The sequence below is a fragment of the Neoroseomonas eburnea genome, from assembly GCF_018129005.1.
Classification (GTDB): domain Bacteria; phylum Pseudomonadota; class Alphaproteobacteria; order Acetobacterales; family Acetobacteraceae; genus Neoroseomonas; species Neoroseomonas eburnea.
Genome location: NZ_JAAEDL010000026.1, coordinates 40,300 through 65,906, shown reverse-complemented (window position 1 = coordinate 65,906; position 25,607 = coordinate 40,300). Strand labels below are relative to the sequence as shown.

Genomic DNA, 25,607 nt, shown 5'->3' with positions numbered 1-25,607 from the left:
CATGCGCGAGACCGCCATCGCGGCGCTGCACGGCCAGCTGCAGACCGCGCTCGCCACCCGCAATCCCGCCCCGCTGGTGCTGCGCAGCGAGACGGTGCCGCAGCGCCTGCCGCCGGGCGGGCTGGTTGTCCTGCGCGACGGCGAGACGGTGGAGGGGACCGCGATCCTGTCGCCACTCGCCTGGGCCATCGAGCATCGCGCCGAGATCGAAGTCACCGTCGGCGGCGCGACGCCCGCGGCCCGTAATGCCCTGCTGGACGCTCTGCTGGTGGCCATCGCCGCCGCCATCACTGCCGACCGCACCCTCGGCGGCGCGGTGGAATGGGCCCAGCCCGGCGCGCCCGACTTCGAGGATGTCGAGTTCGAGGGCGCCGCCGCCGCGCGCGCCGCCTCCGTCCCCGTCGCCCTGTTCTTCACCGTCGCTGGCTCGCCGCTGGCCTGACGCTTCGCCCTCTTGCTGATCTCGGAGATCCCCGATGCCCCGTGCCATCGGCGCCAATTGCCGCCTGCTCATGACCCCCGAGGCGGCCTACGGCACCGCGCCCGTAGGCGACTGGCTGCGCATGCCCTTCCTCTCCTGCGACCTCGGCGCCGAGCAGCCGCTGCTCGATGCCGACGTCATCGGCGTTGGCAGCAGTCGCGATCCCGCCGCGCCCTTCCTCGACACCGTCACCGTGCAGGGCCAGGCGGTCGTGCCGGTCGACCTGGTCAACATTGGCCACTGGCTGCGCCTGCTGCTCGGTCCGCCGACCACGACCGGCACGAGTCCGAACTTCATCCACAGCTTCGGCTCGGGCGCCGCGGCGCTACCGTCGAACAGCATCGAGATCGGCTATCCCGACGTGCCGAACTACGATCTCTGCACCGGCGTGCGCGCCGACACGCTGGAGATCGACTTCTCGCCGACCGGCCCCGCCACCGCGACCTTCGGACTGATGGGCCAGGGTTCAACGCGCGGCGCCTCGAGCTCGGGTGGTACGCCGACCAGCGCCGCCTACACCGCCTTCAACAAGGCGCAGGGGGCAATCAGCCGGAACGGCGCCGCGCTCGCCCAGGTGACGGGCGCGCGGTTGACCTATGCCAACGGCATGGAGATGGTCCGCACCATCCGCGCCGATCGGAAGGTGGAGGGCGTGGATCCCGGCATCGCGCGTGCCACCGGCCAGATCACCGCGCGCTTCGCGGACACCACGCTGCTGACCCAGGCGCAGAACAACGCGCCGGCGGAGTTCGCCTTCAGCTACGCGATCGATGCGAACCGCAGCCTCACCTTCACGGTGCACGAGGTGTATCTGGCGCTGGCGAAGACCCCGGTCGAAGGGCCGGGCGGCGTCGAGGCGAGCTTCGAGTTCCGCGCGGCCTTCAACGCCACGGCGACGCGGATGATGACCGCAGTGCTGAAGAACCAGCAGGCGGGTACGGAGTACGCATGAGTCCGCCTTGGGCCAGTTGAGTACCTGGTCCGGAAGCGTTCCTCGCGGCAGATGCGAATCGGACGCAAGGATGGGGCTCGGGATCCGCACATGCACCTGTTAAGCGGGGCGAGGCCAAAACAACCGAGGTGGACCGTCAGAGGCGCTCCGCAGCAGAGCGGCAGGCAATGAGCAGTTCGTCGTTCGCCTGGGAATTGGACATCGTTGAGCGGTAGAAGTGCGCGGCCACCAAAGCCGCATCAGTCGCCGACGAGCCGGCAGCGAGTTCGGGAGTGAGGAGTTGCGCGCGGGCGCGCGCGGCGCAGGCCGACATCAATTCGACGAGGCTGGTGGGCGCAAGTGGGCCCACTCGCAGTGGAGGCATCTCCCACTTCGGTCCGGGTACTAGCCATCCAAACTCGCGCAACAGCGCGTAGAGCATCGTTGGGATCGGGCCGTATGGCTCCCTTTGCGCCTGCGCCAAGCCCTCGGTGTGCACGCCAAGCCGCAAGAAAACATTGTAAACGAACACAGCTGCCGCTTCCTGCCGGTCAAGCAAGTCGCTCGCAAACGCGAATGAAAGTAGATCAGCTCGGAACTCCTCAACGTAGATGAGCGGCCAAACGGTCTTGCCTGCCAATTTAAAATATCCATCAGCATACTTACTTTCTGTATCATAACCGATGGCATGCCCAGCCTCATGCACAAAATACTCGTTTGCTATTACTCTCGCCAAGCGGGGGTTTAAGAATGCTTGAAGTTCTTCCGTAGACTTCTGACCAATTAGCGCTCGCAGAACGGGTACGCGCCTGTCCCAGTTCGATAAGGCCTTCGCAACATCGACGATATTCGTCGGCATGGGCGATTTCCCCTCCGCGGGGATGAACTGGCTGACCTTGTACAAAATGTCAGGTTCCTGTTCGAACTCGCCGGCGCGCTGCTCAACGAATGCGGGCCTCAGCTTCACGGCTCGAGTGCCTCGCCAAGCCGGATCATGCGCGAGGCGCACGTTGATGGCATACTCGTCGAGATGATGCGGCGAGTTGCCAATTCCCCATCGGCCGACAAGGCGCGAAGGCCGGCCGACGCGCCTGCTCTGGACGCGGTAGGTGCCCTCGAGATCAAACACCTCACCAAGCCGCATCGCGCGACTACGCCTGGGCGTGATGTGTTGGCAGCGTAAATGCAGCCGGCGCGCCACCTAGCACAAGCGGCTGAAGTACGCCCCCGATTCGGGCGAGGGTTAGCAGTTCGCGAAGTTGAGCTCTCTCTATTGTCGCTCGGTCGTGCGGCAACTGCGTCGCAAGGTGTTCAAGCTGCCGATGGAGATCGGATGTCTTGAGGTTGGGATCGAAACCCTTGGCGGCTGCAAGCAGGTCGCCTGCGAGTTCGACGACAACGCTCACTTTCGGGGAACGCTCAACCACAAAGTTTCGGACGGCTACAATCCAAGGGTTGCCCACGTCCCTTATTGTCTTAGCTGTCCCGACAAGCGGAGCATATTCATCCCGCATCTGAGATACTGCCGCGGCCAGCCTGCCGGCCATAACGATGTCATCGTGGGACCGGGAGTTAGCCAGTGCTAGGAAACTGGCGTCGCCGAGTGCTGCAACTAGGTGGCGGCCGCAAACCTCATCCTGATTGCCGGCGCAACGTGTCTCGCCGACTCGCGGCGCTGTCTGTCCGCCGGATCCTATGAACGCTGCAGGCTGGCGCGCGCCGAGCGCATCCACGACGTCGGCATGGACTGCTATCTGATCGAGAGCGCGGATGAGAAAGAAATGTGCCAACTGCACGCTGCGGAAGGATCTGACCAAATCCGGCAAGGCGATATGCGCATCTGAGTCAAACATGCTCCTTAGGCCGTCGGCGTGTCCATGATCGAGATCGAGCGTCATGTGACGGCGCCAGCCGGCGAAGAAACCACCTATCCCGTAGGCCTCTTCTACGGCATCATAAAATGTTTCGCTGTCATCTCGGAACAGGATGCTCGCTTCCTGGAAGTAAGCGATCAGGAGGTGACCCAGCCAGTCTTCGTCGGCCGTTCGCAGGGCTTGGTCCTCGAAAGCGGTCGAGGCGGCCAAGGGAACGTAGGCCTTCACCATGTCTGGGCGAAGCGCTAGTTCCCCGGCTCCTGCGAAGTAGAAGGCATCGCAATGCCAATACTCTTCAAGCGAGTCTTCCATGAAGAACGCCCGCAGGTCTGGCACAGGTGAGCGCATTGCCATACGTGCGGCAATGGGCCCGGCTGATCGCGAAATGTGGTAATTGTGGATGATCCAGGCCACAAGCTCGCCACGTGAGGCACTGCCGGACCGAAGACGCTGCCAGAGCGGGTGCGCATAGTATTCTGCGTACAATTTTGAGCGCAGTGGGGCGAAGAGCCTGGGCACGTCCTTAACGCGGATCTCGTGCGGCAGTTCGGGAAGGATGCACCCTTGCGCGGCTAATAAGGCAACTACACGAGCTGCGGAGCCAGCGCCCAATTCGGATCGGGAGACACGACGCTCAGCTAGAAGACGGACAAGACCGGGCGCCCCATGCATAGCCTCAGATGGGAGGACTACCTCCCAGAGGGCGTACCTGACTAGAACTGCTCCCGCGCCGTTCGGAGCGACCTCCACCTCCGGCCGGAGAACCAGGTCGCCCTCCCCAGCAGGCAGTGTCGCGACCAACAAATGGTCGCTCTCAGCAAGGTGTCGGCGATACTCAAAGGCCCCAGTCACTGCCCGTACTGCGTCAGCGGACGATTACCGAACTCGCCGTCGTAGTCAGGCGAACCTGCGTGCCTGGAGGAAGGCCCAGCAAATCGAGAAGCTGGTGCACCTTCTGTGGATCATCGTGCAGATTTGGGATGTTACCCGAGATTACTAGCGAATTTTCGTCGCCCGACCTCCCGCCCGACCTGATCTCAAGCTCAGTAGACTTGGCTTTCGATTCTTTCGCCATCCTCGTCTTCCTTGAGAAGTAAAGCGATGACAGTCTGACACTGCAAAGTTGGTGAACACAACAGAAATCGGGCTGCATCAGACCGACAGGGTGCCCAGGCTGGTTCTATCAAGCGGCGCCGGAGACCGTTCTCTGGCAACGCTGCCCGTGTTTTGTGGATATGACCACTCAGCGTCGGCCTCTGGGCGAGAAAGTCGCCCCAGGCTCAAGGGGCGCTTTGGCGTTCGCCGCTTAGCGAGCCTTCTCCACACGACAGCTTCGCATATGCCGCCGCCGGGACTGAGAGCTGCCCTGCGGCCCCATCGCCCTCCGCCGCCCCGCACCGTCTGAATTCCTGAACGGAGAATTTGATGCTCACCCTCGACCTTCCGGCCGAGCCGTACTGGCTCGAGCTGCCGCGCGGCGTCCGCGTCGAGATCCGGCCGGTGACGACGGCGGTCATGGCCGCGGCGCAGGCCGCCGCCGCGCGCCGCCTCGCGGCGATCCGCATCGCCGATCCGGAGCTCGACCCCGACATGTCGCGCGGCCTGTCCTTCGCCTTCCTGGTCAAGGCGCTCGCCCGCCACGCCGTCACCGCCTGGGAGGGCGTCGGCGATGCCGCCGGCAAGCCGCTGCCGCTCTTGCCCGAGGCGGTCGAGCGCCTGATGGATCTCGACGACATCGCCGCCGCCTTCTGGGACCGCGCCACGGCGCCGGTGGCCGCGGTGGCCGCCGAGGGAAACGGCTGAGGGCCCGCGCCGCCTGGCACTTCGGCCGCGGGCCCGACTACTGCCGCGGCTGCGCCGCCCTGGATCGCGACTGCGCCGATGCCTGCCCCTACACCACGCACGCGCCGACCAGCCTTGAGGGCCATGCCTGCTGGGCGGCGGGGACCGCGTGCGCTGAGGCGACCATGGCTGGCCTGACGCTCGATACCGCCGGTGCACTCGCCGCAGCGCGCGAGTTGGGTGCCGCCGGCTGGCCCGCCGCCGAAATGCTGCTCGCCATCCGCATCGGCATGGCCGAGGGCAGCACCGCCCGCCGCGAAGGGGAGGAAAACCCGCATGGGGGATAGCACGCGCCGCGTCTCGGTCCGCCTCTCGCTGAACGATGCCGCCCGGGTCAAGGCTGGCCTGCGAGAGGTCGGCGAGACCGGCCAGCGCTCCCTCGACCAGATCAAGGGCGGCGCCGAGCGCGCCTCGCGATCGCTGGAACTGCTCGACGTCGCCGTGCGGGGGATCCAGCTCGCCGGCGTGGCGGTGGCGGCCCGCGCCCTGGTCCAGGCCGGCGACGCGCTGACGCAGAGCCTCTCCCGCCTGCAGAACGCCACCGGCTCGGTCGAACGCGCCGGTGCGGTCTACGAGGCGCTGTACCGCAACGCGCTGTCCACCGGCGTCGCGGTGTCGGAGAGCGTCGATGCCTTCCAGCGCTTCGCGATCGCCGCCCGCGAGATCGGCGCCACCTCCGACCAGGTGGTCCGCCTGGTCGGCGGCCTGCAGCGCGTCGCTATCGTCTCCGGCGCCTCGACGCAGGAGATCTCCTCGGCCACCCTCCAGCTCGCCCAGGCGCTGGCCTCCGGCGTGCTGCAGGGCGATGAGCTCCGCTCCATCCTCGAGGCCATGCCACTGCTGGCCGAGGGCCTGGCCAAGGAACTCGGCGTCTCGATCGGCGAACTGCGCAAGCTCGGCAGCGAGGGCAAGCTCACCGCCGAGCGGGTGTTCCCCGCACTGCTGCGCGCGACGGAGCGGCTCGGCGCCGAGCTCGACCGCGCCCCGCTCTCGCTCGGCCGCGCCTTCGGGCAGCTGACGGCGGCAACCGAGAACTTCCTCGGCCAGCTCGACCGCGCCATCGGCCTCTCTAACGCGCTGGCGCGGGCGCTCTCGGCCGCCGCCCGCGCGGTGGACGGCGTCCGCCAGGGTGCGGGCCTGCTCAGCGAGGAGGAACGCTTCGCCGGCATGCGCCGCCAGGCCGAGGCGCTGGCGGCGCAGATCGCCCGGCTGGAAAGCCAGCAGGACGGCCGCGCCAGCCTCACCGCGCCGGTCCGCCGCGGCAGCATCCGCCCCGGCCTGGTCGGCACTGCCGAGCAGCAGGCCGGCGTCGATCGTGCGGCCCGGCTGGAGGAGCTACGCCGGCAATACACCGAGATTCAGGCCGAGATCACCCGCGGCGAGCAGGCCGCCGGCGAGCGCCAGCGGAGCGAGCAGGAGAGCGCCGCCGCCCAGGCCGCCGAGGCCCGCCGGCGCCGCGCCACGCAGGACGTCCAGGAGCTCACCCGCGACCTCGACGACCGCTTCCGGATCAACCGGGAGTACGAGGAACGGGTCCGCCGGCTGCGCGAGGCCGAGGCCGCGGGTGGCGTCACCGCCGCCGAGCGCAACCGCCTCGAGACCCTGGCCCTGCAGGAGCGCGACGAGGCGCTGCGGCGCCTTGAGCCGCGCGTCGCCGCGGTCCGCCGCGCCAGCACCGAGGGCGCGCGGGAGGCACGCGAGGCCGAGCGCGAGCTCAACGAGCTGCTGCGCGAGCGAGAGCGGCTGATCCAGCAGAACGAGACCGCCTATGAGCGCTACCAGCGCCGCCTCGCCAATCTCTCCAGCCTGGTGGAGCGCGCGGAACGGGCTGGCCGGGCGGTGCCCGACGAGACCATCCAGCGCGAGGCGGTCGCGGCCATGGAGGAGCTGGAGCGGGCGGAGGAGCGTGTGCAGCGCGGCGCGGAACGCACTTCCGACACCGTCCGCGAGCTGGGCCTCACCTTCTCCAGCGCCTTCGAGGACGCCATCGTCAAGGGCGAGAAGTTCTCCTCGGTGCTGGAGGGGCTGCTGCAGGACATCACCCGCGTCCTCACCCGCAAGGTCATCACCGAGCCGCTGGGCAACGCGGTCTCGGCCGGGCTGTCGGGCATCTCCTTCGACAGCCTGTTCACCGATGTCGGCTCCTGGCTCGGCGGCCTGTTCCGCGCCGAGGGTGGGCCGGTTGCCGCCGGCCAGCCCTATGTCGTCGGCGAGCGCGGACCGGAATGGTTCGTCCCCCGCCAGGCCGGCACCGTTCTGCCCAACGGCGTCACCCCGGGCGGAGGCGCCCCCACCATCCACACCAGCATCAGCATCGATGCCCGTGGCGCGGACGCCGGCGTCGAGGCGCGGCTGCGGCTGCTCGCCGGGCAGATCGCCCGCCAGGCTTCGGCGATGACGCTGGATGCCATCCGCCGCGGTGGGGCGGCCTACGACACCGTGCGCGGGTAGCAGGGAGGGCGAGCCATGACCGAATACGCCTGGCCCGCCGCGCTGCGGCCGTCGCGGCTGAGCTTTTACCTGCAGCACAACACGCTGCGCTTCGTCTCGCCGGTCAGTCGCGCCACCCAGGTGCTCCGCCGCGACGGGGCACGCTGGATCGCCGAGGCCAGCTTCGACCCGCTCAACCGCATCCAGGCCGGTGTGCTGGAGGGACTGCTGGCAGCGCTGGCCGGCTCGGCCAACACGGTCCGCATCTGGGATTGGCGGCGCGAATACCGCACCGGCGATCCGCGCAGCCAGGGCGAGGTGCCGACGGGGCCCTATTCCTTCTCGGACGCGACGATCTTCACCGACGGGACGGGGCTCGTCGTCGGATCGGGCACGCCGTCTCTGGCGGCTGGCGCGGCGCGCGGGGCTCTGTCGCTTGCGACCCAGGGGTGGTGGCCGAGCGCGGTGGCGGTCGGGGCCGGGGACCATATCGGCCTCGCCGGTCGGCTCTATATGGCGACCGAGCAGGTGGTCGCCTCCGGCGCCGGCACGGCGACCATCCCGATCGCCCCGCCGCTGCGCGCCGCGGCGTCGCTCGCCGAGCCCCTGGTGCTGACCACGCCCACCGTCGCCATGCGCCTCGCTTCCGACGACGAGGGCGCCAACCCCACCCGGCCGGGACGCTTCACCGCCATCACCATCCGCCTGGAGGAAGCCTTGCCATGACGGAGGGCATCGCCGCCACGCCGCGGCTCTCGCCGCAGGCCGCCGCGGCGGCGACCGCGCCGGTGGCGACGCCGGTGGTGCTGGTCGAACTCGACTTCGCCTCCGGCCCGATCCGCGCCTGGACCGGGCTCGGTCCGCTCGATTGGGCCGGCGTGACCTATGAGGGTATGGGCACCATCGGGGCGGTCTCTGACATCGAGGAGACCGCCGAGCTCCGCGCCGTGCGCATCACGCTCACGCTCTCGCCGGTGCCGCAGGAGGTGGTCGACATTGCGCTGGCCGAGCAGTCCTTCCGCCTCCGCCCGGCGCGGCTGTGGGGTGTGCTGCTCGATGCCGAGGGCGCTTTCGTCGCCGACCCGTTCCCGCTTTGGGCCGGGCTGATGGACACCATGCAGGTGGTGGACGGCGCCGAGCCGCGGATCTCGCTCACCTGCGAAAGCCGGCTGGTCGACCTCGAGCGCGCCGAGGTGCGCCGCTACACCGACGCCGACCAGCAGGCCGAGTATCCGGGCGACCGCTTCTTCGAGTTCGTCCCAGCACTGCAGGAGGCGGAGATCCGGCTGCCGGCCAACTGATGGCTCGGCGTCCGGATTGGCCTGCACGGCTGGCGGCGCTGCTGGCCGCGGCGGAGACGCGGCCCTTCGCCGCGCATCGCTGGAACTGCGGGCGCTTCGCCCTGGCGGCGGTGATGGCTACGACCGGCCGCCGGCCCGGTTGGCGCAGCCGCGCTTCGTTGGAGGCCACTGCGGATAGCGCGGGCTTTCCCCGCATCCCGCCGGCCTTCGCACGGGCGGGCGATGTCGTCCTCGCCGGCGACCCGCCCCGCCTCGGCGTGGTGGTCGATGGCGGCCGCGCCGCCTTCGTCGGTCCCCGCGGCCTGATCCGCGTCCCGCTCACCACCTGCGCCATCGCCTGGAGGATCGCCTGATGCCGGCTGCGGTGCCGCTGATCGCCGTGGCCGCGGCCGGCGTCGCCTCCGCCGCGGTCGGTGGCGGCATCATCGGTGCGGTGGTCGGCGCCGGCGCCGCCTTCATCGTCTCCGCCATCGGCCAGTCGGTCTTTCCGCAAAAGCAGAAAAAGCAGGCCAGCCTCAGCCCGCAGGCGGCGGCGATCGCCGGCTTCGATGCCGGCCAGCCCGGCGCCGGCCGCACCCAGGCCTTCCGCCAGCCCGTCACCGAGCACCAGATCATCGTCGGACGCTGCAAGGTCTCGGGGCCGATCGTCTTCCTCCACTCGGCGACCGACGATGAGGGCCGCGCCGATGGCTATTTCTACTCGGTGGTGGTGCTCGCCGCGCACCACGTCCGCGCCATCGGCGAGATCTATCTCGGCGACAAGCTGGAGAGCGATGGATCCCTCGCCGGGCTGGTCCGCATCGACCGCCATCTCGGCGAGCCGGACCAGGGCGCCGACGCCAACCTCATCGCTGAGACTGGCGGCCAGTGGACCAGCGAGCATCGTGGCCGCGGCCGCGCCTATGTCGCCGTGCGGCTCAAGCTCACCGCCGAGGCCTTCCCCGCCGGCCCGCCCAACATCGCCGCCATCGTCGAGGGCGCCGATACCATCCTCGACCCGCGCACCGGCACGACGGGCTGGTCCGACAATCCCGCCCTGCTGCTCGCCTGGTACCTCACCGCCCCCTTCGGCTGGCGGGCCTCCTGGACCGACATCGACATCCCCGCCCTCATGGCCGCGGCCAACATCTGCGACGAGTTGGTCGGCACCAGGGCCGGGGTCTACGAGCGCCGCTACACCGCCAACGGCGTGCTGTCCCTCGCCGAGGGCAAGATCGCCATCACCCGCAAGTTCGTCGCTGCCATGGCCGGCGCGCTGGTCGTCTCGGGCGGGCGATTCTTCATCCATGCCGGGGCGCCGGCCCTGCCGGCGGCGACCCTGACCTCGGATGATCTGCGCGGCGACGTCACCATCCAGGGCGCACGGCCGCGGCGGGACCTCTTCAACGGGGTGCGCGCCGTCTATGTCGAGCCGGCCGCCAACTGGCAGCCGACTGACGCCCCGCCGCTGCTGGCCTCCAACTACGTCGCCCAGGATGGCGGCGAGATGATCTACCGCGACCTCGAGTTCCCGCTCACCACCTCGGTCAGCACGGTGCAGCGGCTGATGAAGGTTGAGCTGGAGCGCAACCGTCGTCAGCGCACCGTCGCCTTCCCGGCCAACCTCTCCGCCCTGCGGCTGCGGCCCTGGGAGGCGGCGACGGTCGCCCTCGACCGCCTCACGCCCTTCCCGGCGCGGGTCACCGCCTGGTCGCTGGCGGCCGAGGGCGGGGTCGACCTCACCCTGGAGGAGGAGGACGCCGCGGTGTGGGACTGGAACCCGGCGGTGGATGAACGCGCGACGGGGAGCAATCCCGCGGTCGTTCTCCCCAACCCCGGCGTCATCGCCGCGCCCGCCAGCATCACGGTGGAGACGCCGGAGACGGTAGCCTTCGCTATCCTCGCCGTTTCCTGGGCGGCGGTCGGGTCCTCGCATCTCGCCGGCTACCAGGTGGAGTTCCTGCCGGCCTCCGTGGCGGCCTGGCAGGGCTATGGTGGGTCTTTGGGTGCGACCGCCGCCGCTATCCCCACCGCCGAGCCGACCGGCTTCCGGGTGCGCGCCGTGGCGCGCAGTGGGGCGGTGTCGGGCTGGCGGCAGGCCCTCGTCCCCACTCCGGTGACGGCGCCCGTGGCGACGGGGATTGCCGGCGGCATCCGGCTCTCCGGCGGCTCCCCGCCCGACGCCGTGCGCCTGCAGGTGTTCGAGGCCAGCTCCAACAGCCTCGCCGCCGCGACCAAGCTGCCGGAGGAGGCGAGCGGCCTCTTCTGGGACCGCACCGGCCTGACCGCCGGCGACACGCGCTGGTACTGGCTGCGTGCCGTCTCGGCCGAGGGCAACGTCTCGGCCCTGGCCGGGCCGGTCTCTGCCACCGCGCTCTGATGTCGGCCCGCCGCGCCCACGCGCGTGTACCCTCGCTCTGGTCGGGATAGGCGCCGCCGCGCGCCCCGTAACGCCCAGCCTATGCCGCTCACGGGCGGGCTTTCCGCGGCGACCTGCCGTCCCCATCTCTTCTACAAGCGTTCCGGCCGAACCGAGTGCCGTTCAGGCTGCGGCCTTATCCATCGGTGTCCGACGCGGGCAGTCAGGTGGCGACGGCTGCCGTCCTTTGGCGACCCACGGCCGAATCAAACGCTCACCATCAGGGAGCGACCAATGACGACCTTCCTGGGGCGCCCGGCTTTCGAGCGCCTCGCGCAAGTCCGTTCCCGGCTCATTGACCAGGGCTTTGCACCGGCGACCCCAGATCGGCCGGGCATCGCCGGCCTGTTCCTGCCGTGGTCCGGCCGGGACCTGTCTACGAAGGGGGGCATCTATTGGGTAGGCGCCGGAACTGACGGCATCTACGGCGCAGAAGGCGAACAGAGCTACGAGGCCTGCCACGAGCGGGCGGCGAGGCTTTGCGATCGCGGCCCCAACGCTCGGGCGCACACGCCGGTATGGCTCTTCCTTGATGCTTTGACTCGCACCCTGCTGGGTGGGACCTACGATACAACCTCAAGCCGCTGGGGATGGTCGAACCTCCTCAAGATTGGCTGGAGCGCTGGCAGTCCGGACGTCTGGCCGCCCGAAGTCGTCGAACGTCAGCAGCACGCATGCGCCGCAGCGCTCCGAGAGGAGATCGGGCAGCTGCGGAACAGTCTCATCTACATCGGGTCGCTCGATGATTTTGGCATTCTCGGCGAGGCACTCGGCAGCGTGCCTGCTTGGCACAGCGAGAACAGCACAACGACCAGCATCTGGTGGTTCCGCGACCAGGTCTCCGGAAATCTCTTCGTTCATGGAAACCACCCGAGCACTGCGCGACGCGAGGAGGCCGCCATCGCCGCGATTGAGCGCACGGTCTTGCTCACGCAGAACCTGCTTCCGCGGTTTGTGTGATGATCCTGCAAAGCTCCGTCTCGCTGGAGGCTGATGGCCCGCGGCCAACTCACCGGTACACCCGAGGCGAGCTTCTGGCCGACGGCACCATCCACCTTCTCGGTACATCCGCGGCTCTAGCCGCGTGTGTCGCGTTGCTCGCTCTGGCGGTGCGATCCGACAACCTGCTCACAGGACTTGCGATCGGCCCCTACCTGACCGGACTGGTGGCCATGTTCGGCTTCTCGGCGCTCTACAATCTCGCGACGGAAGGCCGCTGGAAGTCCCGGCTTCGGCGGCTCGACCATGCTTCGATCTTCATGATGATCGCGGGAACCTACACACCCGTCGTCATCTTCGCGATTCCCGGAACGCGAGGCTGGAGCCTGCTGGCTGTCGTCTGGGCCGGCGCTATTGCGGGCGCGACCCTGAAATTGCTCGCCGGTAGGCGCTTCGAGGGCTTGTCGGTTGTTGCCTATCTCGTGCTTGGCTGGGCCGGCGTGACCGCCCTTGGACCATTGCTGGACGCGTTGCCCACGCGGGACATGGTTCTGCTCGCGGCGGGCGGGCTGATCTACAGCACGGGCGTCGTGATGCATCTCGCAACGCAGCTCCGCTACCACAATGCGCTGTGGCACATGTTCGTCCTCGGCGCCGCGGGCTGCCACTTCGCGGCGGTGTACCGCCTCGCGGCTGTGTCGTCGGCTTAAGTTCTTCGTCGGCGCCCTTTCACGCTGCGGCCCCGCCAGAGGGCCTTCTTGGCCGTCGTGGTGGCGGCACCCATCGAGGTCACCGTTCCCGCGCCGAAGGGCCGCGATGCCCATAACCGCGCTCTGATCCGGAGCATCCCCTCATGCCCGCCCGTATCGATGACCTGCTGGTGCTCGACGCCGCGGTCAGCAAGACCGACCTCGCCAAATACCTGCGCGACCGCGAGACGGTGCTGCCCTCCGACTTCGGCGGCCTGGGCGATGGCGTCGCCGATGATCGCACCGCGATCCAGGCCGCCTTCGACCGCGCCGCGGCGGACCAGAAATTCGCGGTCATCCCGCCCGGCACCTGGAACGTCGCCGCCGGCGTCACGCTCGGCGGCGGCGCCCGCGGCCTGATCATGCATGGCGTCATCCGCTACAGCGGCACCGCCCCCACGACCGTGCTGACGCTCGGCGATGGCGGCACCGTCCGCAACGGCGAGAAGCACTATGCCGGGCTGCAGGTCGTCCGGCAGACCCAGTCCGATTGGCTCGACGAGACCGACATCGGCATCCTGGTGCGCAACGTCGACGCCTCGGTGGTCGAGCTCCGCCTGGTGTCGGGCTTCACCATCGGCATGCGGACGCTCGGCGACGGCCGCGGCGTCGAGGACAGCACCTTCCATCTCGGACGCATCCTCAACAACCGCATCGGTCTCGATATCCGCTGCGCCACCGCCACCGCCTGGAACACCTCCATTCGCTACTATGGGGGTCACTTCGCCATCGCAACCGGGATCAACCCCACCATCGATCGCTTCGGGATCCGGCTGTCCAAGGCGGACGGGGCCTATTCCAACCACAACCGGCACGTCTTCGACGCGCCGAACTTCGAGCTGCGGCAGCTCGACCCGAACGTCGCCATTCCCTTCCTGAACGAGACCAGCGGCTCGGCGATCATCGGCCGGGCGCTGCGCATGGAGGCCTGCTCGCCGATCGTCGCCCGGCACACCGCCGCGGCGCAGGATTGCGAGTACGAGGTCGCGTGGAGCAACACCTACCAGGTTGGCATCGACTACACCGCGACCGCCACGCGCTGCGGCAACACTGTGCTCAACCGCCACCGGGCGCCGGCTTCGCGGCATCTGCGGCTGCTGGGCTCGGTGCCCAATGTCCGGGCCCAGGCCTTCCGCCACAGCGCGACCGAGATCGGCGTCGAGGGGCTGGCGGTGGTCGCCACGTCCACGACCAGCGCCACCACGCTCGCCGGGCTGTCTTTCAACGGGCTGGACGACATCACGCCCACTTCCCGCGGGCTGCTGCTCGAGGCGCAGCGGGGGCTCGCCTTCGTGGTGGACTGCTCGCAGGCCAAGGAATTCGCCCTGGTCCATTCACTCGTCGGCGGGGCGGACGGGGGGCGGATCTTCGTGCGGTGCTTCGATGCGGCGATGGACGTCCGCGAGAACGTCGCCGGCGATGCGTTGGCCTCGATCACCACGCTGCTGTGGAATGTCCCGTCCAAGGCCTGGACCGGTGGCGCCGCCATGGCCGACGCCTCGCTGAACAAGCGCATGACGGTGCGGCTCGGCGCCGGTGTCGCCTTCGCGCAGATCGGCATCGTCGGCTTTGATGGGCAGATCGAGGTCGAGGCGCTGCGGCTCTATGGGCTGCCCGAGGCGGCGCCGGCGCTGCTCTGTGGCACGCCCGCCCTGCCGGTCGGGCAGCGGGAGTTCGCGGCGGAGGTCGCCTGGGACCTGCCGAACTTGGCGCCAGGGGCGACCAGCTTGCTCGACGTCACCGTCAACGGCGCGCGGCAGGGGGACCTTGCCCATGCGGCACTCGCCTCCTCGACGCGCTTCATCGAGCTCGACGCCGCAGCCTGGTCCAACAACACCGTGCGCGTTATGGCCAGGAACATCTCGCCCGCAACCTTCGACCTGGGCGCGGCGACGCTCTCCGTGGCCGCGCGGAAGGGCAGAGTACCGTGACCGATCAGAGCACATCGTCGGTGATTATGTGCGGCGTCCCGAGCCGCCCCCACGACCGAGCCGCTTGCGTTGCGACCTCATGGCGGGCACGGCGTCCACCCAAGCCATGCCCCTCTGTCGAGCATAGTGCCTGGCGAGAGCCAACACTGTTGCGCGCCCATCGTCACCAAGTGCCTCCATCAGCCGAATGAACTCCTCCCGCTCATCAGGGCCGATCGGGTCGCGAGGAAACCGGGGATCGTCTTCTATGCCAGGCATCGCTGTCGTCTCCTGCGTCAACGCCAATGGAGATGATCCAATGGAACGGGGCATCAGGGCGGTGATGGCCCAATGCGCTCTCGGCGGAAGGCGTGCCCGGCGCTGTCGCCGTGCCGGGCACGCTTCCACTGTTCGGCCGGTCCCATGGCGGCCGGCCTGGTGGGCACCAGCGGGTCCGCCGCCATCCCCACCACCGCCCTCGATCCGCCCCACCGTGCGGCGTCTCCGGCGGTCCCCGCGCTTTCGGGTCCGGGTCCCCATCCCAATGGCCGGCCCCGCCCGGCCGACCAGGCTATTCTCGTGCGATGCTCCGCGCGTCCGTCGCGACGGCCTCCATCACCGAGACCAGTTCGACAGACAATTCGGGGTGGTGGCGCGACAGATAGCTGGAAACCGCCTCGTTGCGCATGAGGCGCGCGAGGTACCCCTTGGCGACGACCAGCACGAGCATGGTCTCGCCAAGTGTGTCCTCCGCCACCCGGTGGTCCTGCTGAAGCCGCTCCATCTCGCGCTCCATGCGGGCGATGTCCTCGGGAGTCGTCCCCTCCGTCGCCTTCGCCCGCTTCGGCTCTACCAGGAGGTCGGCCCGCGTTGCCACCAGAACCATGCGTGCATAGTTCTCCGTGAAGCGGTTCGCTGAGATCATCATCTCCGCGGCCTCGATCTGCCGGATCGGCTTCATCCGGCGCAACACGCCGAAGACGCCGTGGCTCACCATCCTGTCCTTGAGGAGCGCCACCACCTCCGGCGCGATGCCATCGAGCATGCGCTGGCGCGCACGGATCCTCTCGACATTCACATTCAGGGCCTGGGCAATGCGCTCCGGTGGCACCCTGCGTTCGATCGCCTTCAGGATCATGCGGTGCTCCTGGATGGCGCTGAGCCGGTTGATGCGGCGATTGTAGGTGTAGCCTTCATCCTCCTTTGCCAGAAGACAATGCGCTTCCGTCGCACCCAGCACCTTCAGCGCCTCCAGCCGGAGGTGCCCATCCAGCAGCGAATAGCGGGGCGTACTGCCGGCCTCGACAGGTTCGGCATAGACGGCCAGAGGTTCCACAAGGCCGAGTTCCCGGATTGACGCGGTAATGGTCTGGAACTTCTGGGACTTGCGGATGTCCCGCGCGAGCTTTCTGGTCGGATGGATTTGGGCGATGGGGATGACGGCCGTGTTGTCCTCGAAAGCCGGTCGGACGCTGCTCATGGCCGCGCGGCTCCCGAAAGGCGGTCCGCCAATGGCTTCGGGACCTCGCCGACATTCTCCGCGCGAAGCAAGGTTCGGAGATGCTCGTCGGACATCAGGCGGCGCAGCGCCGACACGACGAAAAGCAGGCGCTGCTCTCCGACTTCGGCCTTCTTGACAACCAATCGTTGTCGGCGGACCTCGGCCTGGTAAGCCAGCAGCAGGCGGCGCGGCGTCATCGTTCCCTGCTCGCGTCGGGTCCTCGTATAGCGCTTACCCGCCGCTTGGCGCCGATCAATGAGTCGGCGGACCTTCATGAGCTGCTCGCCCCGAAGCATGCCGCTGTCATAGGCTTCCATCATGGCAACCTGGACGTCTTCTGGGCCAGCGGCGGAGATCTGCATCGCCAATGTGATCGGGAGCCATCCCTTCTCGACGGCGGCAATGAGGCGCTCTTCGCCAGCAGCCAGGAGCTGCAGGACGCCGCGAATGTAGGTCTGGTCGAGACCCGTCTTGCGGCAGATCTGCATCGCCGTGTAGCCGCGCTCATCGAGGGCACGGACAGCGCTCAGCAGGTCGGCGTTCGAATGCTTCCGCCGGGCAAGGTTCTCGACCAAGCTCATGAGGTACCGGTCGGCTTCCGAGGCCTGCACCACGATGCTCGGTATCTCCTTTTCGCCGAGCGCCAGGAATGCTTCCAGTCGGCCTTGGCCGCACACAAGATCGTATCGTGGCCCGCCTGCGTCGCTGCCGTTCAGCGCGACGGTGATCGGTCGCTTCAGGCCGATGGTTGCGATGCTATCCACGATGCTCGCGAAGATCTTCTGATTGCGGACCCGCGGATTGATGACGCGGATCCGGTCCACCGGAACGCGCCGTATCTCGCTTGCCTCCGGGCGGTACGGCTCGCGAGGCTCAGGTCTGTCGTGTTCGCTCATGCCACCTCCTTCAGGGGCACTCGTCCGGTGAGATCATACAGGGCGCCAAGATCGTCGAAGCGATACGCGTCGAGGCCGCCCTCGTTGTGCTGCTCAAAGCGTATCCGCGGCTCTGCCATGTCGATGCCTGGCAGGATGTAGTAGTCGAGGGGAACGAGGTTTCCCTCCGCCATGCGTACAGCGACGGTGAGGTCGGGCACGAGGCCTGCATCGAGGCGGAGGTGCCAGCGGGCCGAACCGGCCGCCGTTTCGGTGCGCCGTCCGATGATGATGGAGAGCAGGAGCTCGCTGTTGACCTTCAGGAGGTCGGTCTCGGGATCCTGGACAACGCTCCCGCCTCCAGCCTCGATGCCGGCAATGACAGATGCGACGATATCGGGATACATGCGCCGCAGGGCACGGTTCGTCTCGACATAGCCGTAGTCGCGATCGGGCGTGAAACCCACGAGCTCATAGGCTCGCAGGAGGCTGCCGAAGCGGTACTGGTACGCGCTGCTGGATGGGAGGCCCTCTGCCTCGTCGATGATGAGGCCGGACAGCTGGCCTCGCGCCTTGAGAAGGCTGCTCAGTGCCGCCAGCATTTCATCGTTGGAGAGGCGCTGCGAGCGGTCTTGGACGATGGCCTGCGCTGCATTGAAGAGAGCGCGATCGACCACCGCTTCGAAGGCGTCGTCGGCTCTGACCCAGAACTCGGGGCGATTGCGATGCGGTTTCTCCGTGATCTTCGACGAGGTCCGGTTCCAGACATTGTCACCGGCATATTTCGGGTTGATCAGCACCTGATGCACAGTTCCGCGGGTCCAGGCGCGGCCCAGGTCCGTCCAGATGCCATTTGCGTTCAGCTCCGCGGCAATCTCACGCTCGGTCCTGCCGCCTTCCACGAAGGCGCCGTAGATCCAGCGAACGATTCCGACTTCCTCTTCGGGGCCTGGGACAAGGATCACGCGGTCGGTCTGGATACTTTTCTGCTGTCCACGCTGGAGCAGGTTCTTCGGGTTGCCGCCAATGTCGATGAGCTGACGCCGGAGACCGAAGCCAGCAGCGCCGCCCTGCCGGCAACCGCGTTCGATGAGGCGGCACTGTCCCGCGAAAACCTTCACGGACAGCTCCCGGCTATACTCGCCGGCCATCATGCGTTTGACGTCCTTGACGATGTTCGCGATGGGGCTGCCGTCATTCTCGAATTGCTCGGCGCAGTACTGGATCGTGATGCTGGCCTTCTTGCAGATATGCTCGTAGTAGCCGGCCTCATCCGGATCCTGGAACCGACCCCAACGGCTCACATCATAGACGAGGATGGTGTTGAAATCGGCTTGGCCGGACTCTACGTCCTGGAGCAGGGCCTGCAGGCCATCGCGACCGTGGATGGTGACGCCGCTCTTCCCGTGATCAGTGTAGGTGCGGACGATCTCGATCCCTCGTGCTTCGGCATATCGTCGGATTGCATCCGCCTGATTTTCCGTCGAGTACTGCTGATGTTCGGTCGACATGCGAAGGTACTCGGCCGCCCTCGGTGGTCGAACCGCGCTCCCCCTCTTCGCCCGTGCCTTGTCGTGCCGATCCACCACCCGCGCCATTCCTGGGCAGCGCTGCCCGGTTCGCCGGAGATCACGCACTGCCCTGCAATGCGCGGAAGGCCCGGCAAGCGCGGTCGCACTCGCATCCTCGATGCCCTGAACCTAGCGGAAGGGGCGTGGCAGGATGTTGCCAATAAACGGGGCCGGGCGGGCGAAAAGCGGCAAGAAGTTGCCACGGGCCAATGGCGACGCGCTTGCTGCAGGCGAGTACGCCAAAGCCATTGCAAAGGCCTTGCAGCGTGGTGTGGGCCTCAGGGGCGGCGCGGCCAAGCAGCTCGAACGCTGGACGGGGGCAAGCAATAGGACCGTGCGTGGCTGGCTATCGGGCGCACGAGGCCCGAGCGGGGAGCATCTCCTGCGCATCGCACGACATTCTGATACCGTGCTTGAAGCCATACTGGTCCTGGCGCTGCGGAGAGATACTGCTGGCGACGGCAGAGATCTCATGATCCGTCGTCTCTTGACGCTCTCGATGTCGTTTCTTGACGTCGAAGGAGAGGAGTGAAGCCGCTCCGTGACAGCCTCTCATGCTTCGGGGTCAGATGCCGTCGGGACAATGGCGAGATCGAGTGCGTCGCAAGCGCGCCCCAAATCGACAGGGCTGTCCAGCAGACGCCGACGCGACGCAATGCGCAGGGCTCCCACAATGCGATCGTGAAACAGGGCGAGATTGTCCCCGGTCCGGAAGCGCGAGGGAAAGACTATGCCGGCGAAGCCGGAAGGATGTCGGCGGAAGGCGGCTGCCCAGGCACGGGCCAGCCGCTGGTCGGCAGCGCCCACCACATCGGTCGGAACGCGGGACCGGGTCAGCGCTGTGCCACGCAGATCCACCAGCAGCAGGGGGCGGACGACTTCGATCTCAACCCAATCCCAGAGCGCGAACTCCGCCTCTGCAACCAGGAAAGGACCAGGCGGCGCGACGTTGGCACGGTCCCGCAGCAGCACCTCCTGAAGGCACAGCGTGAAGGACTGACCGAGATAGAGCGGCAGCCAGCGCGGCAGCCGTCCACGGTCCAGCATCGGATCGGAGAAGCGGGACGCGCCCTGGCCGACACCGAGTGCGTCAGAATGCACGGCCCGCACGAAGCGAATCCAGCGGGCGCCCGCCGGGATCGTCGCGACGGCAGGCCGTAGTTCGGCCGCGCGACGGGGCGGACGGGCCCGTGCCCGCGGGTTACTCACGCCCCAGCCGGGCCGAAGTCACCACCGCGACGGGCAAGCGCAAGCGCCTCGGCCGCTTGGCGCGGATCGGTCACGGCCTCGAGGCCTGTCCGCATACCGAGCTCCGGATGGCGTTGGCGAAGGAAGCGGTACACGGCCCACGGCTCCCCCAATGCCTCGTGCAACGCTGGAAGCGCCGCCGGCGGTCGCCCGTTCGGCCCGATCTGCCATGCCGGGAAGCGCATGCCGCGCTTGGCGCCTTCGAGGCCGAGCAACTCACCGCGCCGCCGCTTCTGATGCACCGCCTCGCGCGATAGGCCGAGCCGCTCAGCCAGCGCATCAGAAGAAAGCATGTCCGGTCCCGACAGCAGCTCGGCCGCCGCTGCTGCGCCACGGCTATAGGCACGCTTCAACGCCGCGCGTGCGGCAGCTGGCGTGAGCGGCTCACCTTCATGCTGCGCGGGCTGGGGCTGTGCGGCCACGACGCGCTTCGACTTCACGAGCAGGAAGCGAGTCGAGCTACGTCCGACTGTCGGCTTGAGGTCGAGCGTCAGCACCCGACCGGTCCGCATCACCATGCTGGCGCTGCTTGCGACAGCGGAAAGCACTCGCCGGGCCTCTTCAGCGGAGATACCCTGTGGCACCTCGACGCGGGCTGGCGCCTTTCGGGCATGCGTCCGGGGAGGGCGGGCAGCGACCTTGCTGTGAGCAGTTCTCTGGTCGGTGGTAGTCATGGCGGGAATATGGGCCCGCGGCATTATTTCGTCAAGCTCGTCAACTTGGCCTTGCTGCATCGAAAGGCCACGAGCCGCTTCCTGCTGCGGCACGGGAACCGGCCACCGAAGACGGTTCGAACCCGGTAGCACTCCCTCCGCCAGTTCCGATGCGTGTCGTATTCTCCGGCTGAATGACCGCCGCGCTGAGTGGCAGGCATCCGAATTTTCCCAGCGCGCACCTGTTGACCGGCGAGACGCGGAGACGGCCGGACGTCGCTCTCCGGCTGGTGTTTCTCTCCGCACCTCCTGACCTGGCCGATTTAGTACGGAAATCGAAAGACCAGTTCAAAGGCCGGTTTCAGCACGGTCGGCACTTGCTCTGATTCGCATACCACTTGCCCGAAATCCGTACTTCGAGAACGAACACTTCGGTACGCCGCCGCCGATCGACGTGTGCTCGTGTTCGCTTCAATGAGGCCCCGGCATTTCTGCCGAGGAAGACTCCCCAAAAAAATCGCCCAGAAGACCAGACCCTTGCAAGACCCATTGCGAGCACTCTCTCCGGCGCCGTGATCTCGCCAGACGACAGAGGCTCTGCTCATCAGCACGATCACTGCAACTCCCTGATTTACCTGTTCAAACAGCCTGTGCGAGCGCTCCCGACCTTCTTGCCGCCATCACAGCGCTCGCACCGCCCTGGCAGCAAGTGCCACTGATGCGTCCGCCACCATCACACGATGACCGGTCGTCGTTCCACTGCCTCGAAGGCCTTGCCCAGGCTCGACACGCGCGGCTTCACCTCGTCCGCCGGGCCAAGGTCCAGGAACAGAACGTGGTCCTGGTTGTTGTTGACGACCTCAGCCAGGGCCGCGCGCAACTCCACCATGCCGCGCCGGGAGAGACGGCATTGGAAGACCGAAAGCTGCAACCACTCGCCGCGCCCTTTCATGATTCGGAATACACGCCGCCAGCGCTTCTGATCGCCCACATCATAGGTCACGTTCCAAAGCTGATCCCCGACGCGCATGCTTCCCCCTATCGCGGCGTGATGTGGGGCATGTCGGGAATCTCGCCGGCCAGGAAGCGCCCGAGCAATCGCGCCTGCACTTCGAACAGCTGTCGATAGGCCACCCGGTAGCCGAACAGCGGATGCGTGATCTCCTGGTCCAGCCGCCGCTCGAAGGTGGCGATGATGGCGCGCCGGCCGTCCGTAGCGCGGCTGGCGATAGAAGCCGCGATAGGCATCGAGGCCAACTGCCGAGAGCTGAATCGTCCAGGCGCGCGTCAGCATGGCATAGACAAACGAGAGCAGCGCGTTCACCGGATTGGTCGGCGGGCGGCGGTTGCGGCCTGGCCAATCAAAGCGCCCCTCTCCCAACATCCCAGGCGCGATGCAGGCCGAAAACCCCTCGAAGTACCGCCGCGCTGCGATCCCCTCGATGCCGAGCAAGGCTGCCTGGTCCCGCGCCGTCTCGGCCTCCTGCCGGTCACGGTCGAGCGCGGCCAAGAGAGCATCCGACGGCGCTTCACCCCGCCAGTTTCGCCGCTGCAAGGTGCGCCCGTTGCGGATTTTTGCGGCCACCAAACCGCGCGCACCAATGGCGGCAGAGCTTCGATGATGCGTTCTGCCTGCGCATGGCGCGCGGATTTCCACATTGCGATGGCCGAGCCCCATCGTATGGCCCATGAACCAGCCGCCATGGCTGTGCCAGCTCACCGGGATTTCGCGGCGCATCAACTCGTGCAGCGCTGGTGTGGTGAGGTAGGCGTTGCCATAGACCACAAGCTGCGAAACCTCGGCGAGGCGCGCCGTTGCCACCTTCGCGCCCTCAACGGAGACCTCCAGCGTGTCGCCATCCTTGCCGATGCGCGCGCGGGGCTCCTGCACCACCATTGGCAGAGCCTCGGCGCGGGCGACGGCCAGCGGCCGCGGCTCGGCACGGCCCGCCCGCAGCCACGACACCTCGTCGGGAAGGCAAATGCCGACGAGGGAACAACGTGGGCACTTCGGGTTGTCCTCCAACGGCGGTGGGATGTGGCTGGAGGCCGCCATGAGGCGCAGGCCATGCACGGCCTTCAGCACTTCGGCGTGCAGGTCCTCGTCCAGCACCACCGGCACACGCTCGCGACTTTCGGCGAAATGGAGGATGCCCTCATCGCAGGCGTAGCCATGCTCGCGCAGCAGCAGGATCTGCAGGCCGACCTGCACGCGTTCCGGCAGGTATGCCGAACGTTCAATATACGGACGGCGACCGCGCTTCGTGTCTACAGGACGAACCGCGCCGTCCTCGCCCTCGACCAGGTCGAGCTTCGCGATCACGCCAAGCGTGTCGAAGGCGAGGGTGATGGAGCGGGCGTGGATTCGGGTGGCCGCGTCGAGTTCCTCGGCTTCCGGCATGGCGCCGCGCGGGCTGTCCGTGCGGCGATGCGCGAACCGGCCCTCGGTGGTGTCGGCACTCTCGGCCCATTCGCCCTGCACCCATTCCAGGTAGGCGAGACGTGGGCAGTAGACGAACTCATTCACCATGCGCGCCGGCAGCAACGGAATCTCGGCGCCGGCGGCGAGCGGATAGGATAGCGCGAGTTCGGGCTGCGATGTCGGGTCAGTCATGGACAGGCTTGAAACAGGCCGCCACCGGCATGTGCGGTGCGCCCCAGCAGGATCGGCCCGGGCCGCGCAATGGCGAAGCGGAGGTGCAAGGTTGCGGTGAGGCCGCCACGCGGCCCCGCGCGGATATCGAGCACCTCGCAGATGGGCTCCGGCCAGCGGCGTCGCCGGCATTCGCGCCTCACATCCTCGGCGATCGCCTCGACGGGCGGCAGCGCCTTCGCATAGCGCGTCGGTGTGTAGGGTGTGATGCTCTGCCAGGAAGTCGCCGTGGTCAGCAGCGGGTCATCGTCCTGGCCGACATCGGCCCCCCGCAGCCGCAGCAATCCGGCGGAGCCGGCGCGCAGCTCAACCAGGCCCGCGAGCGCCGCATCCAGCGTGGCGAGGGGTTCACGTTCCCAGCGGGCCACCGGGCGGCCCTCCAACCCGTGCGGCGCGATCACCAGCCGCCGCCGATGCGGGTCGAAGGCGAGATGCCGGTGGTTACCGTCGCGCAGCGGCGCGCCATCGGGCGCATGGCCGGTGAAGAAGGCGTCAAGGCGGTCACTGCCCGTGCAATCGCGAACCCGCGCCATCACCGCGCGGCGGAGCGCGGATGCCAGGTCCGGCGCGGCACCGGAGCCGGCGGCGAGGCCGCCCATGACCCCGAGGGCGAACATGCGCGGATGCACCGCCACTGGTGCAAACAGGCCAAGGCCCAACCAGCGGCCGTTCCCGAGCACCAGCGGCCCGCGGCGGGGCTCGGCGAACCGCTGCTCCACATGGCGGAGGGCTGCCGCGGGACAGCGCGGCTCATGGACGAAAGCTTCCGCCCGCTCGCCGCGCCCCGCGAAGGGTTCGTGCTGCACGCGGATCGCGGTGACCGCCTCGGTGACGCCCGCATGGCGCAGCACCTGGCGCACCGCGCAGGCCTGGGAGGCTTCGCCGGCGAGGCGCGCCGAACCCGTGCGGCCGGATCGCGGCGGCCCGCCGGGCAGCGCCATCGGCATCACGCTCCGCCACAGCCGCGCCGGTTGCGATTCCTCACCCAGGCCATAATGGCGCAGCATCGTCTCCTCCGCGGCCGGAACCAGGCGGGCGTCTGACTGGATCTCGCCGGCGACGTGCAGGGGTATGGCGAGGAGCGCCCCGCGAAGCTCCAGGGGCGAGAGCGGGCAATGCGGGGGCACTTCCAGCAGGACGCGGCGGATCGCGCGATCGGCATGCACGAAGCCGATCGAGGGCAGGGGGATGAGCCGCGGGCGCAGCGCGAGGTCCGCTGGCGTGGCGCCGCGCCCCACCAGCAGCCGCTCGACGGTCGCGGCGCGGTCGGGCTTGGCCTTGCGGAGGCGGCGCGCCGCTTCGTCGCGCAGCATCTCGACCAGGGCAGCCGCGCGGCGCAGCGGCCAGGGCGCGAATGCCCGACCGGCGCGGAAGTCGAACAGCAGGCGCGCCGGCGGACAGTCATACGGGACCATGCGGAACCGCGGCTTCGGCGGTTCCGCGAACAGGATCGTGCCCTTGCGCTCCCCGGGCCGGAATCGCGTGGCCTGGGCCTGGTGGCGTAGGATAAGGCCGTCGAGCGACCCTGGCTGCGGACAGGCAAGTCGTGCACCACCGCGGCCGGAGTCGCTCGGCCGGTGCTTCGGGCCAGGATGCGCGGCGAGCCGGGCATCGGCGGTTGCCGGATCGACCGCCTCCGCCGTGGCCCAGGCCATGTCCACGCCGCGGCCGAGTTGATACAGGCGGTCGGCCATGGCGATCAGCGCGGGCAGATGCGCCGCGTCGTCCGGGATGCTCCAGGCATAGACCAGCGGGATTTCGGCATCGAAGAGCATCGGCCGGATCGTCTTGCCGGCACGGATTTCGCCGATCCGGACCGGATGGCCGCCCACGGCGTCGAGGTCGCTGTTCGGGACGTAGGTGATGGAGCCTGCGCCGCGGCGAGCCAGTGGCGTTGCAATCGTCGGTGGTGCAAGGCCCTCAAGCCAGCGGAGCGCCGCTGCATCGACGTCCGTCAGGGCGGCGCCACGGGCCGCGCCGGCGACGAGCGCCTGGACAGCCGCGCCGGGGCATGCGGCCAGTCCTCGGCCCCGTGGTAGCGGGCATCGTGGAAGCGGATGGCGATGAGGAGGACGCGAGGCACGGAACGGCTAGAGCAGATCCCGATCAGGTGGAATCACCTGATCGGGCAAAGATGCTCGCGAAAACAGAAGGCAGGAGAGGTTGCCGTGAGCCAAGGCGAACGGAAACCGCTCTAGTCCGAGGGGCTCGCGCCAGCCGCAGGCGCGTCCGGCTTGCCCATGCCGCGCTT

22 protein-coding genes are annotated in these 25,607 nt (G+C 68.2%); 13 read left to right on the top strand and 9 right to left on the bottom strand.

Annotated features, from left to right (window positions below):
- Nucleotide 1 precedes the first annotated feature (1 nt).
- On the top strand, nt 2-442 hold the full coding sequence (locus tag GXW74_RS21485; RefSeq protein ID WP_246523852.1) for a hypothetical protein: 441 nt from the start codon (nt 2-4) through the stop codon (nt 440-442).
- A 34-nt stretch (nt 443-476) separates the two neighbouring features.
- Nucleotides 477-1,433, top strand: a complete 957-nt coding sequence (locus GXW74_RS21480) for a phage tail tube protein (RefSeq protein WP_211848609.1) — start codon at nt 477-479, stop codon at nt 1,431-1,433.
- Between the two features lie 136 nt (nt 1,434-1,569).
- On the opposite strand, the gene GXW74_RS21475 is transcribed toward GXW74_RS21480, so the two are convergent.
- Nucleotides 1,570-2,541, bottom strand: a complete 972-nt coding sequence (locus GXW74_RS21475) for a hypothetical protein (RefSeq protein WP_211848608.1) — start codon at nt 2,539-2,541, stop codon at nt 1,570-1,572.
- A 22-nt stretch (nt 2,542-2,563) separates the two neighbouring features.
- A complete protein-coding gene (locus GXW74_RS21470; RefSeq protein WP_211848607.1) occupies nt 2,564-3,700 on the bottom strand; it encodes a hypothetical protein in 1,137 nt (378 codons plus the stop codon).
- Between the two features lie 1,011 nt (nt 3,701-4,711).
- Between GXW74_RS21470 and GXW74_RS21465 the strand changes: the two genes are divergently transcribed.
- The 10 genes from GXW74_RS21465 to GXW74_RS21420 all read left to right on the top strand — a co-directional run bounded on the left by GXW74_RS21465 (nt 4,712) and on the right by GXW74_RS21420 (nt 14,876).
- The gene (locus tag GXW74_RS21465; protein WP_211848606.1) at nt 4,712-5,089 is read left to right on the top strand and encodes a hypothetical protein; all 378 of its coding nucleotides are present in this window, start codon (nt 4,712-4,714) and stop codon (nt 5,087-5,089) included.
- A 164-nt stretch (nt 5,090-5,253) separates the two neighbouring features.
- Nucleotides 5,254-5,415 (top strand): hypothetical protein, encoded by a 162-nt coding sequence (locus tag GXW74_RS21460; protein WP_211848605.1) that lies wholly within the window; start codon nt 5,254-5,256, stop codon nt 5,413-5,415.
- Entirely contained in the window at nt 5,405-7,579 is a 2,175-nt protein-coding gene (locus GXW74_RS21455) for a tape measure protein (RefSeq protein ID WP_211848604.1), read from the top strand. The genes GXW74_RS21460 and GXW74_RS21455 overlap by 11 nt, the downstream gene beginning before the upstream one ends.
- Nucleotides 7,580-7,594: 15 nt before the next feature.
- Nucleotides 7,595-8,284, top strand: a complete 690-nt coding sequence (locus tag GXW74_RS21450) for a hypothetical protein (protein WP_211848603.1) — start codon at nt 7,595-7,597, stop codon at nt 8,282-8,284.
- Complete coding sequence (locus tag GXW74_RS21445) at nt 8,281-8,859, top strand: hypothetical protein (protein WP_211848602.1); 579 nt, start codon at nt 8,281-8,283, stop codon at nt 8,857-8,859. The genes GXW74_RS21450 and GXW74_RS21445 overlap by 4 nt, the downstream gene beginning before the upstream one ends.
- The gene (locus tag GXW74_RS21440) at nt 8,859-9,212 is read left to right on the top strand and encodes a DUF6950 family protein (RefSeq protein WP_211848601.1); all 354 of its coding nucleotides are present in this window, start codon (nt 8,859-8,861) and stop codon (nt 9,210-9,212) included. The genes GXW74_RS21445 and GXW74_RS21440 overlap by 1 nt, the downstream gene beginning before the upstream one ends.
- On the top strand, nt 9,212-11,218 hold the full coding sequence (locus GXW74_RS21435; RefSeq protein WP_211848600.1) for a phage tail protein: 2,007 nt from the start codon (nt 9,212-9,214) through the stop codon (nt 11,216-11,218). The genes GXW74_RS21440 and GXW74_RS21435 overlap by 1 nt, the downstream gene beginning before the upstream one ends.
- 273 nt (nt 11,219-11,491) lie before the next feature.
- Complete coding sequence (locus tag GXW74_RS21430; RefSeq protein WP_211848599.1) at nt 11,492-12,217, top strand: hypothetical protein; 726 nt, start codon at nt 11,492-11,494, stop codon at nt 12,215-12,217.
- The gene (gene trhA, locus GXW74_RS21425) at nt 12,217-12,906 is read left to right on the top strand and encodes a PAQR family membrane homeostasis protein TrhA (RefSeq protein WP_211848598.1); all 690 of its coding nucleotides are present in this window, start codon (nt 12,217-12,219) and stop codon (nt 12,904-12,906) included. Before GXW74_RS21430 ends, trhA begins: the two co-directional genes overlap by 1 nt.
- A gap of 143 nt (nt 12,907-13,049) precedes the next feature.
- The gene (locus tag GXW74_RS21420) at nt 13,050-14,876 is read left to right on the top strand and encodes a hypothetical protein (protein WP_211848597.1); all 1,827 of its coding nucleotides are present in this window, start codon (nt 13,050-13,052) and stop codon (nt 14,874-14,876) included.
- A 550-nt stretch (nt 14,877-15,426) separates the two neighbouring features.
- Here GXW74_RS21420 and GXW74_RS21415 read toward each other — a convergent pair.
- Genes GXW74_RS21415 through GXW74_RS21405 form a run of 3 tightly spaced genes read right to left on the bottom strand, consistent with a single transcriptional unit; the run spans nt 15,427 to nt 18,829 of the window.
- Nucleotides 15,427-16,335, bottom strand: coding sequence for a plasmid partitioning protein RepB C-terminal domain-containing protein (locus tag GXW74_RS21415; protein WP_211848596.1), 909 nt, complete (start codon nt 16,333-16,335; stop codon nt 15,427-15,429).
- Complete coding sequence (locus GXW74_RS21410) at nt 16,332-17,252, bottom strand: plasmid partitioning protein RepB C-terminal domain-containing protein (RefSeq protein WP_211848595.1); 921 nt, start codon at nt 17,250-17,252, stop codon at nt 16,332-16,334. The genes GXW74_RS21415 and GXW74_RS21410 overlap by 4 nt, the downstream gene beginning before the upstream one ends.
- Nucleotides 17,249-18,829: a recombinase family protein gene (locus GXW74_RS21405; protein ID WP_272877335.1), complete on the bottom strand. Its 1,581-nt coding sequence runs from the start codon at nt 18,827-18,829 to the stop codon at nt 17,249-17,251. The genes GXW74_RS21410 and GXW74_RS21405 overlap by 4 nt, the downstream gene beginning before the upstream one ends.
- A gap of 124 nt (nt 18,830-18,953) precedes the next feature.
- Here GXW74_RS21405 and GXW74_RS21400 point away from each other — a divergent pair, with 124 nt between their 5' ends.
- Nucleotides 18,954-19,334: a hypothetical protein gene (locus tag GXW74_RS21400; protein ID WP_211848593.1), complete on the top strand. Its 381-nt coding sequence runs from the start codon at nt 18,954-18,956 to the stop codon at nt 19,332-19,334.
- Nucleotides 19,335-19,354: 20 nt separating this feature from the next.
- Here GXW74_RS21400 and GXW74_RS21395 read toward each other — a convergent pair whose 3' ends face one another.
- From GXW74_RS21395 to csb2, 4 genes are all read right to left on the bottom strand, one after another.
- Nucleotides 19,355-19,912, bottom strand: a complete 558-nt coding sequence (locus tag GXW74_RS21395; protein ID WP_211848592.1) for an RES domain-containing protein — start codon at nt 19,910-19,912, stop codon at nt 19,355-19,357.
- A gap of 95 nt (nt 19,913-20,007) precedes the next feature.
- Entirely contained in the window at nt 20,008-20,568 is a 561-nt protein-coding gene (locus tag GXW74_RS21390) for a hypothetical protein (protein ID WP_211848591.1), read from the bottom strand.
- Between the two features lie 868 nt (nt 20,569-21,436).
- Nucleotides 21,437-23,317: a CRISPR-associated endonuclease Cas4g/Cas1g gene (cas4g/cas1g, locus tag GXW74_RS21380; RefSeq protein ID WP_246523821.1), complete on the bottom strand. Its 1,881-nt coding sequence runs from the start codon at nt 23,315-23,317 to the stop codon at nt 21,437-21,439.
- Nucleotides 23,314-25,377: a type I-G CRISPR-associated protein Csb2 gene (gene csb2 / locus GXW74_RS21375; protein WP_211848632.1), complete on the bottom strand. Its 2,064-nt coding sequence runs from the start codon at nt 25,375-25,377 to the stop codon at nt 23,314-23,316. Before csb2 ends, cas4g/cas1g begins: the two co-directional genes overlap by 4 nt.
- Nucleotides 25,378-25,607 lie beyond the last annotated feature (230 nt).

Bases quoted from the DNA above. Each gene is read 5' to 3' on its own strand.
- GXW74_RS21460 (WP_211848605.1), top strand. From the start codon at position 5,254: ATGGCTGGCCTGACGCTCGATACCGCCGGTGCACTCGCCGCAGCGCGC.
- GXW74_RS21405 (WP_272877335.1), bottom strand. From the start codon at position 18,829: ATGGCGCGGGTGGTGGATCGGCACGACAAGGCACGGGCGAAGAGGGGG.
- GXW74_RS21450 (WP_211848603.1), top strand. From the start codon at position 7,595: ATGACCGAATACGCCTGGCCCGCCGCGCTGCGGCCGTCGCGGCTGAGC.
- GXW74_RS21480 (WP_211848609.1), top strand. From the start codon at position 477: ATGCCCCGTGCCATCGGCGCCAATTGCCGCCTGCTCATGACCCCCGAG.
- GXW74_RS21445 (WP_211848602.1), top strand. From the start codon at position 8,281: ATGACGGAGGGCATCGCCGCCACGCCGCGGCTCTCGCCGCAGGCCGCC.
- GXW74_RS21430 (WP_211848599.1), top strand. From the start codon at position 11,492: ATGACGACCTTCCTGGGGCGCCCGGCTTTCGAGCGCCTCGCGCAAGTC.
- trhA (WP_211848598.1), top strand. From the start codon at position 12,217: ATGATCCTGCAAAGCTCCGTCTCGCTGGAGGCTGATGGCCCGCGGCCA.
- GXW74_RS21485 (WP_246523852.1), top strand. From the start codon at position 2: ATGCGCGAGACCGCCATCGCGGCGCTGCACGGCCAGCTGCAGACCGCG.
- GXW74_RS21410 (WP_211848595.1), bottom strand. From the start codon at position 17,252: ATGAGCGAACACGACAGACCTGAGCCTCGCGAGCCGTACCGCCCGGAG.
- GXW74_RS21415 (WP_211848596.1), bottom strand. From the start codon at position 16,335: ATGAGCAGCGTCCGACCGGCTTTCGAGGACAACACGGCCGTCATCCCC.
- cas4g/cas1g (WP_246523821.1), bottom strand. From the start codon at position 23,317: ATGACTGACCCGACATCGCAGCCCGAACTCGCGCTATCCTATCCGCTC.
- GXW74_RS21465 (WP_211848606.1), top strand. From the start codon at position 4,712: ATGCTCACCCTCGACCTTCCGGCCGAGCCGTACTGGCTCGAGCTGCCG.
- GXW74_RS21455 (WP_211848604.1), top strand. From the start codon at position 5,405: ATGGGGGATAGCACGCGCCGCGTCTCGGTCCGCCTCTCGCTGAACGAT.
- GXW74_RS21400 (WP_211848593.1), top strand. From the start codon at position 18,954: ATGTTGCCAATAAACGGGGCCGGGCGGGCGAAAAGCGGCAAGAAGTTG.
- GXW74_RS21440 (WP_211848601.1), top strand. From the start codon at position 8,859: ATGGCTCGGCGTCCGGATTGGCCTGCACGGCTGGCGGCGCTGCTGGCC.
- GXW74_RS21390 (WP_211848591.1), bottom strand. From the start codon at position 20,568: ATGGTGATGCGGACCGGTCGGGTGCTGACGCTCGACCTCAAGCCGACA.
- GXW74_RS21435 (WP_211848600.1), top strand. From the start codon at position 9,212: ATGCCGGCTGCGGTGCCGCTGATCGCCGTGGCCGCGGCCGGCGTCGCC.
- GXW74_RS21420 (WP_211848597.1), top strand. From the start codon at position 13,050: ATGCCCGCCCGTATCGATGACCTGCTGGTGCTCGACGCCGCGGTCAGC.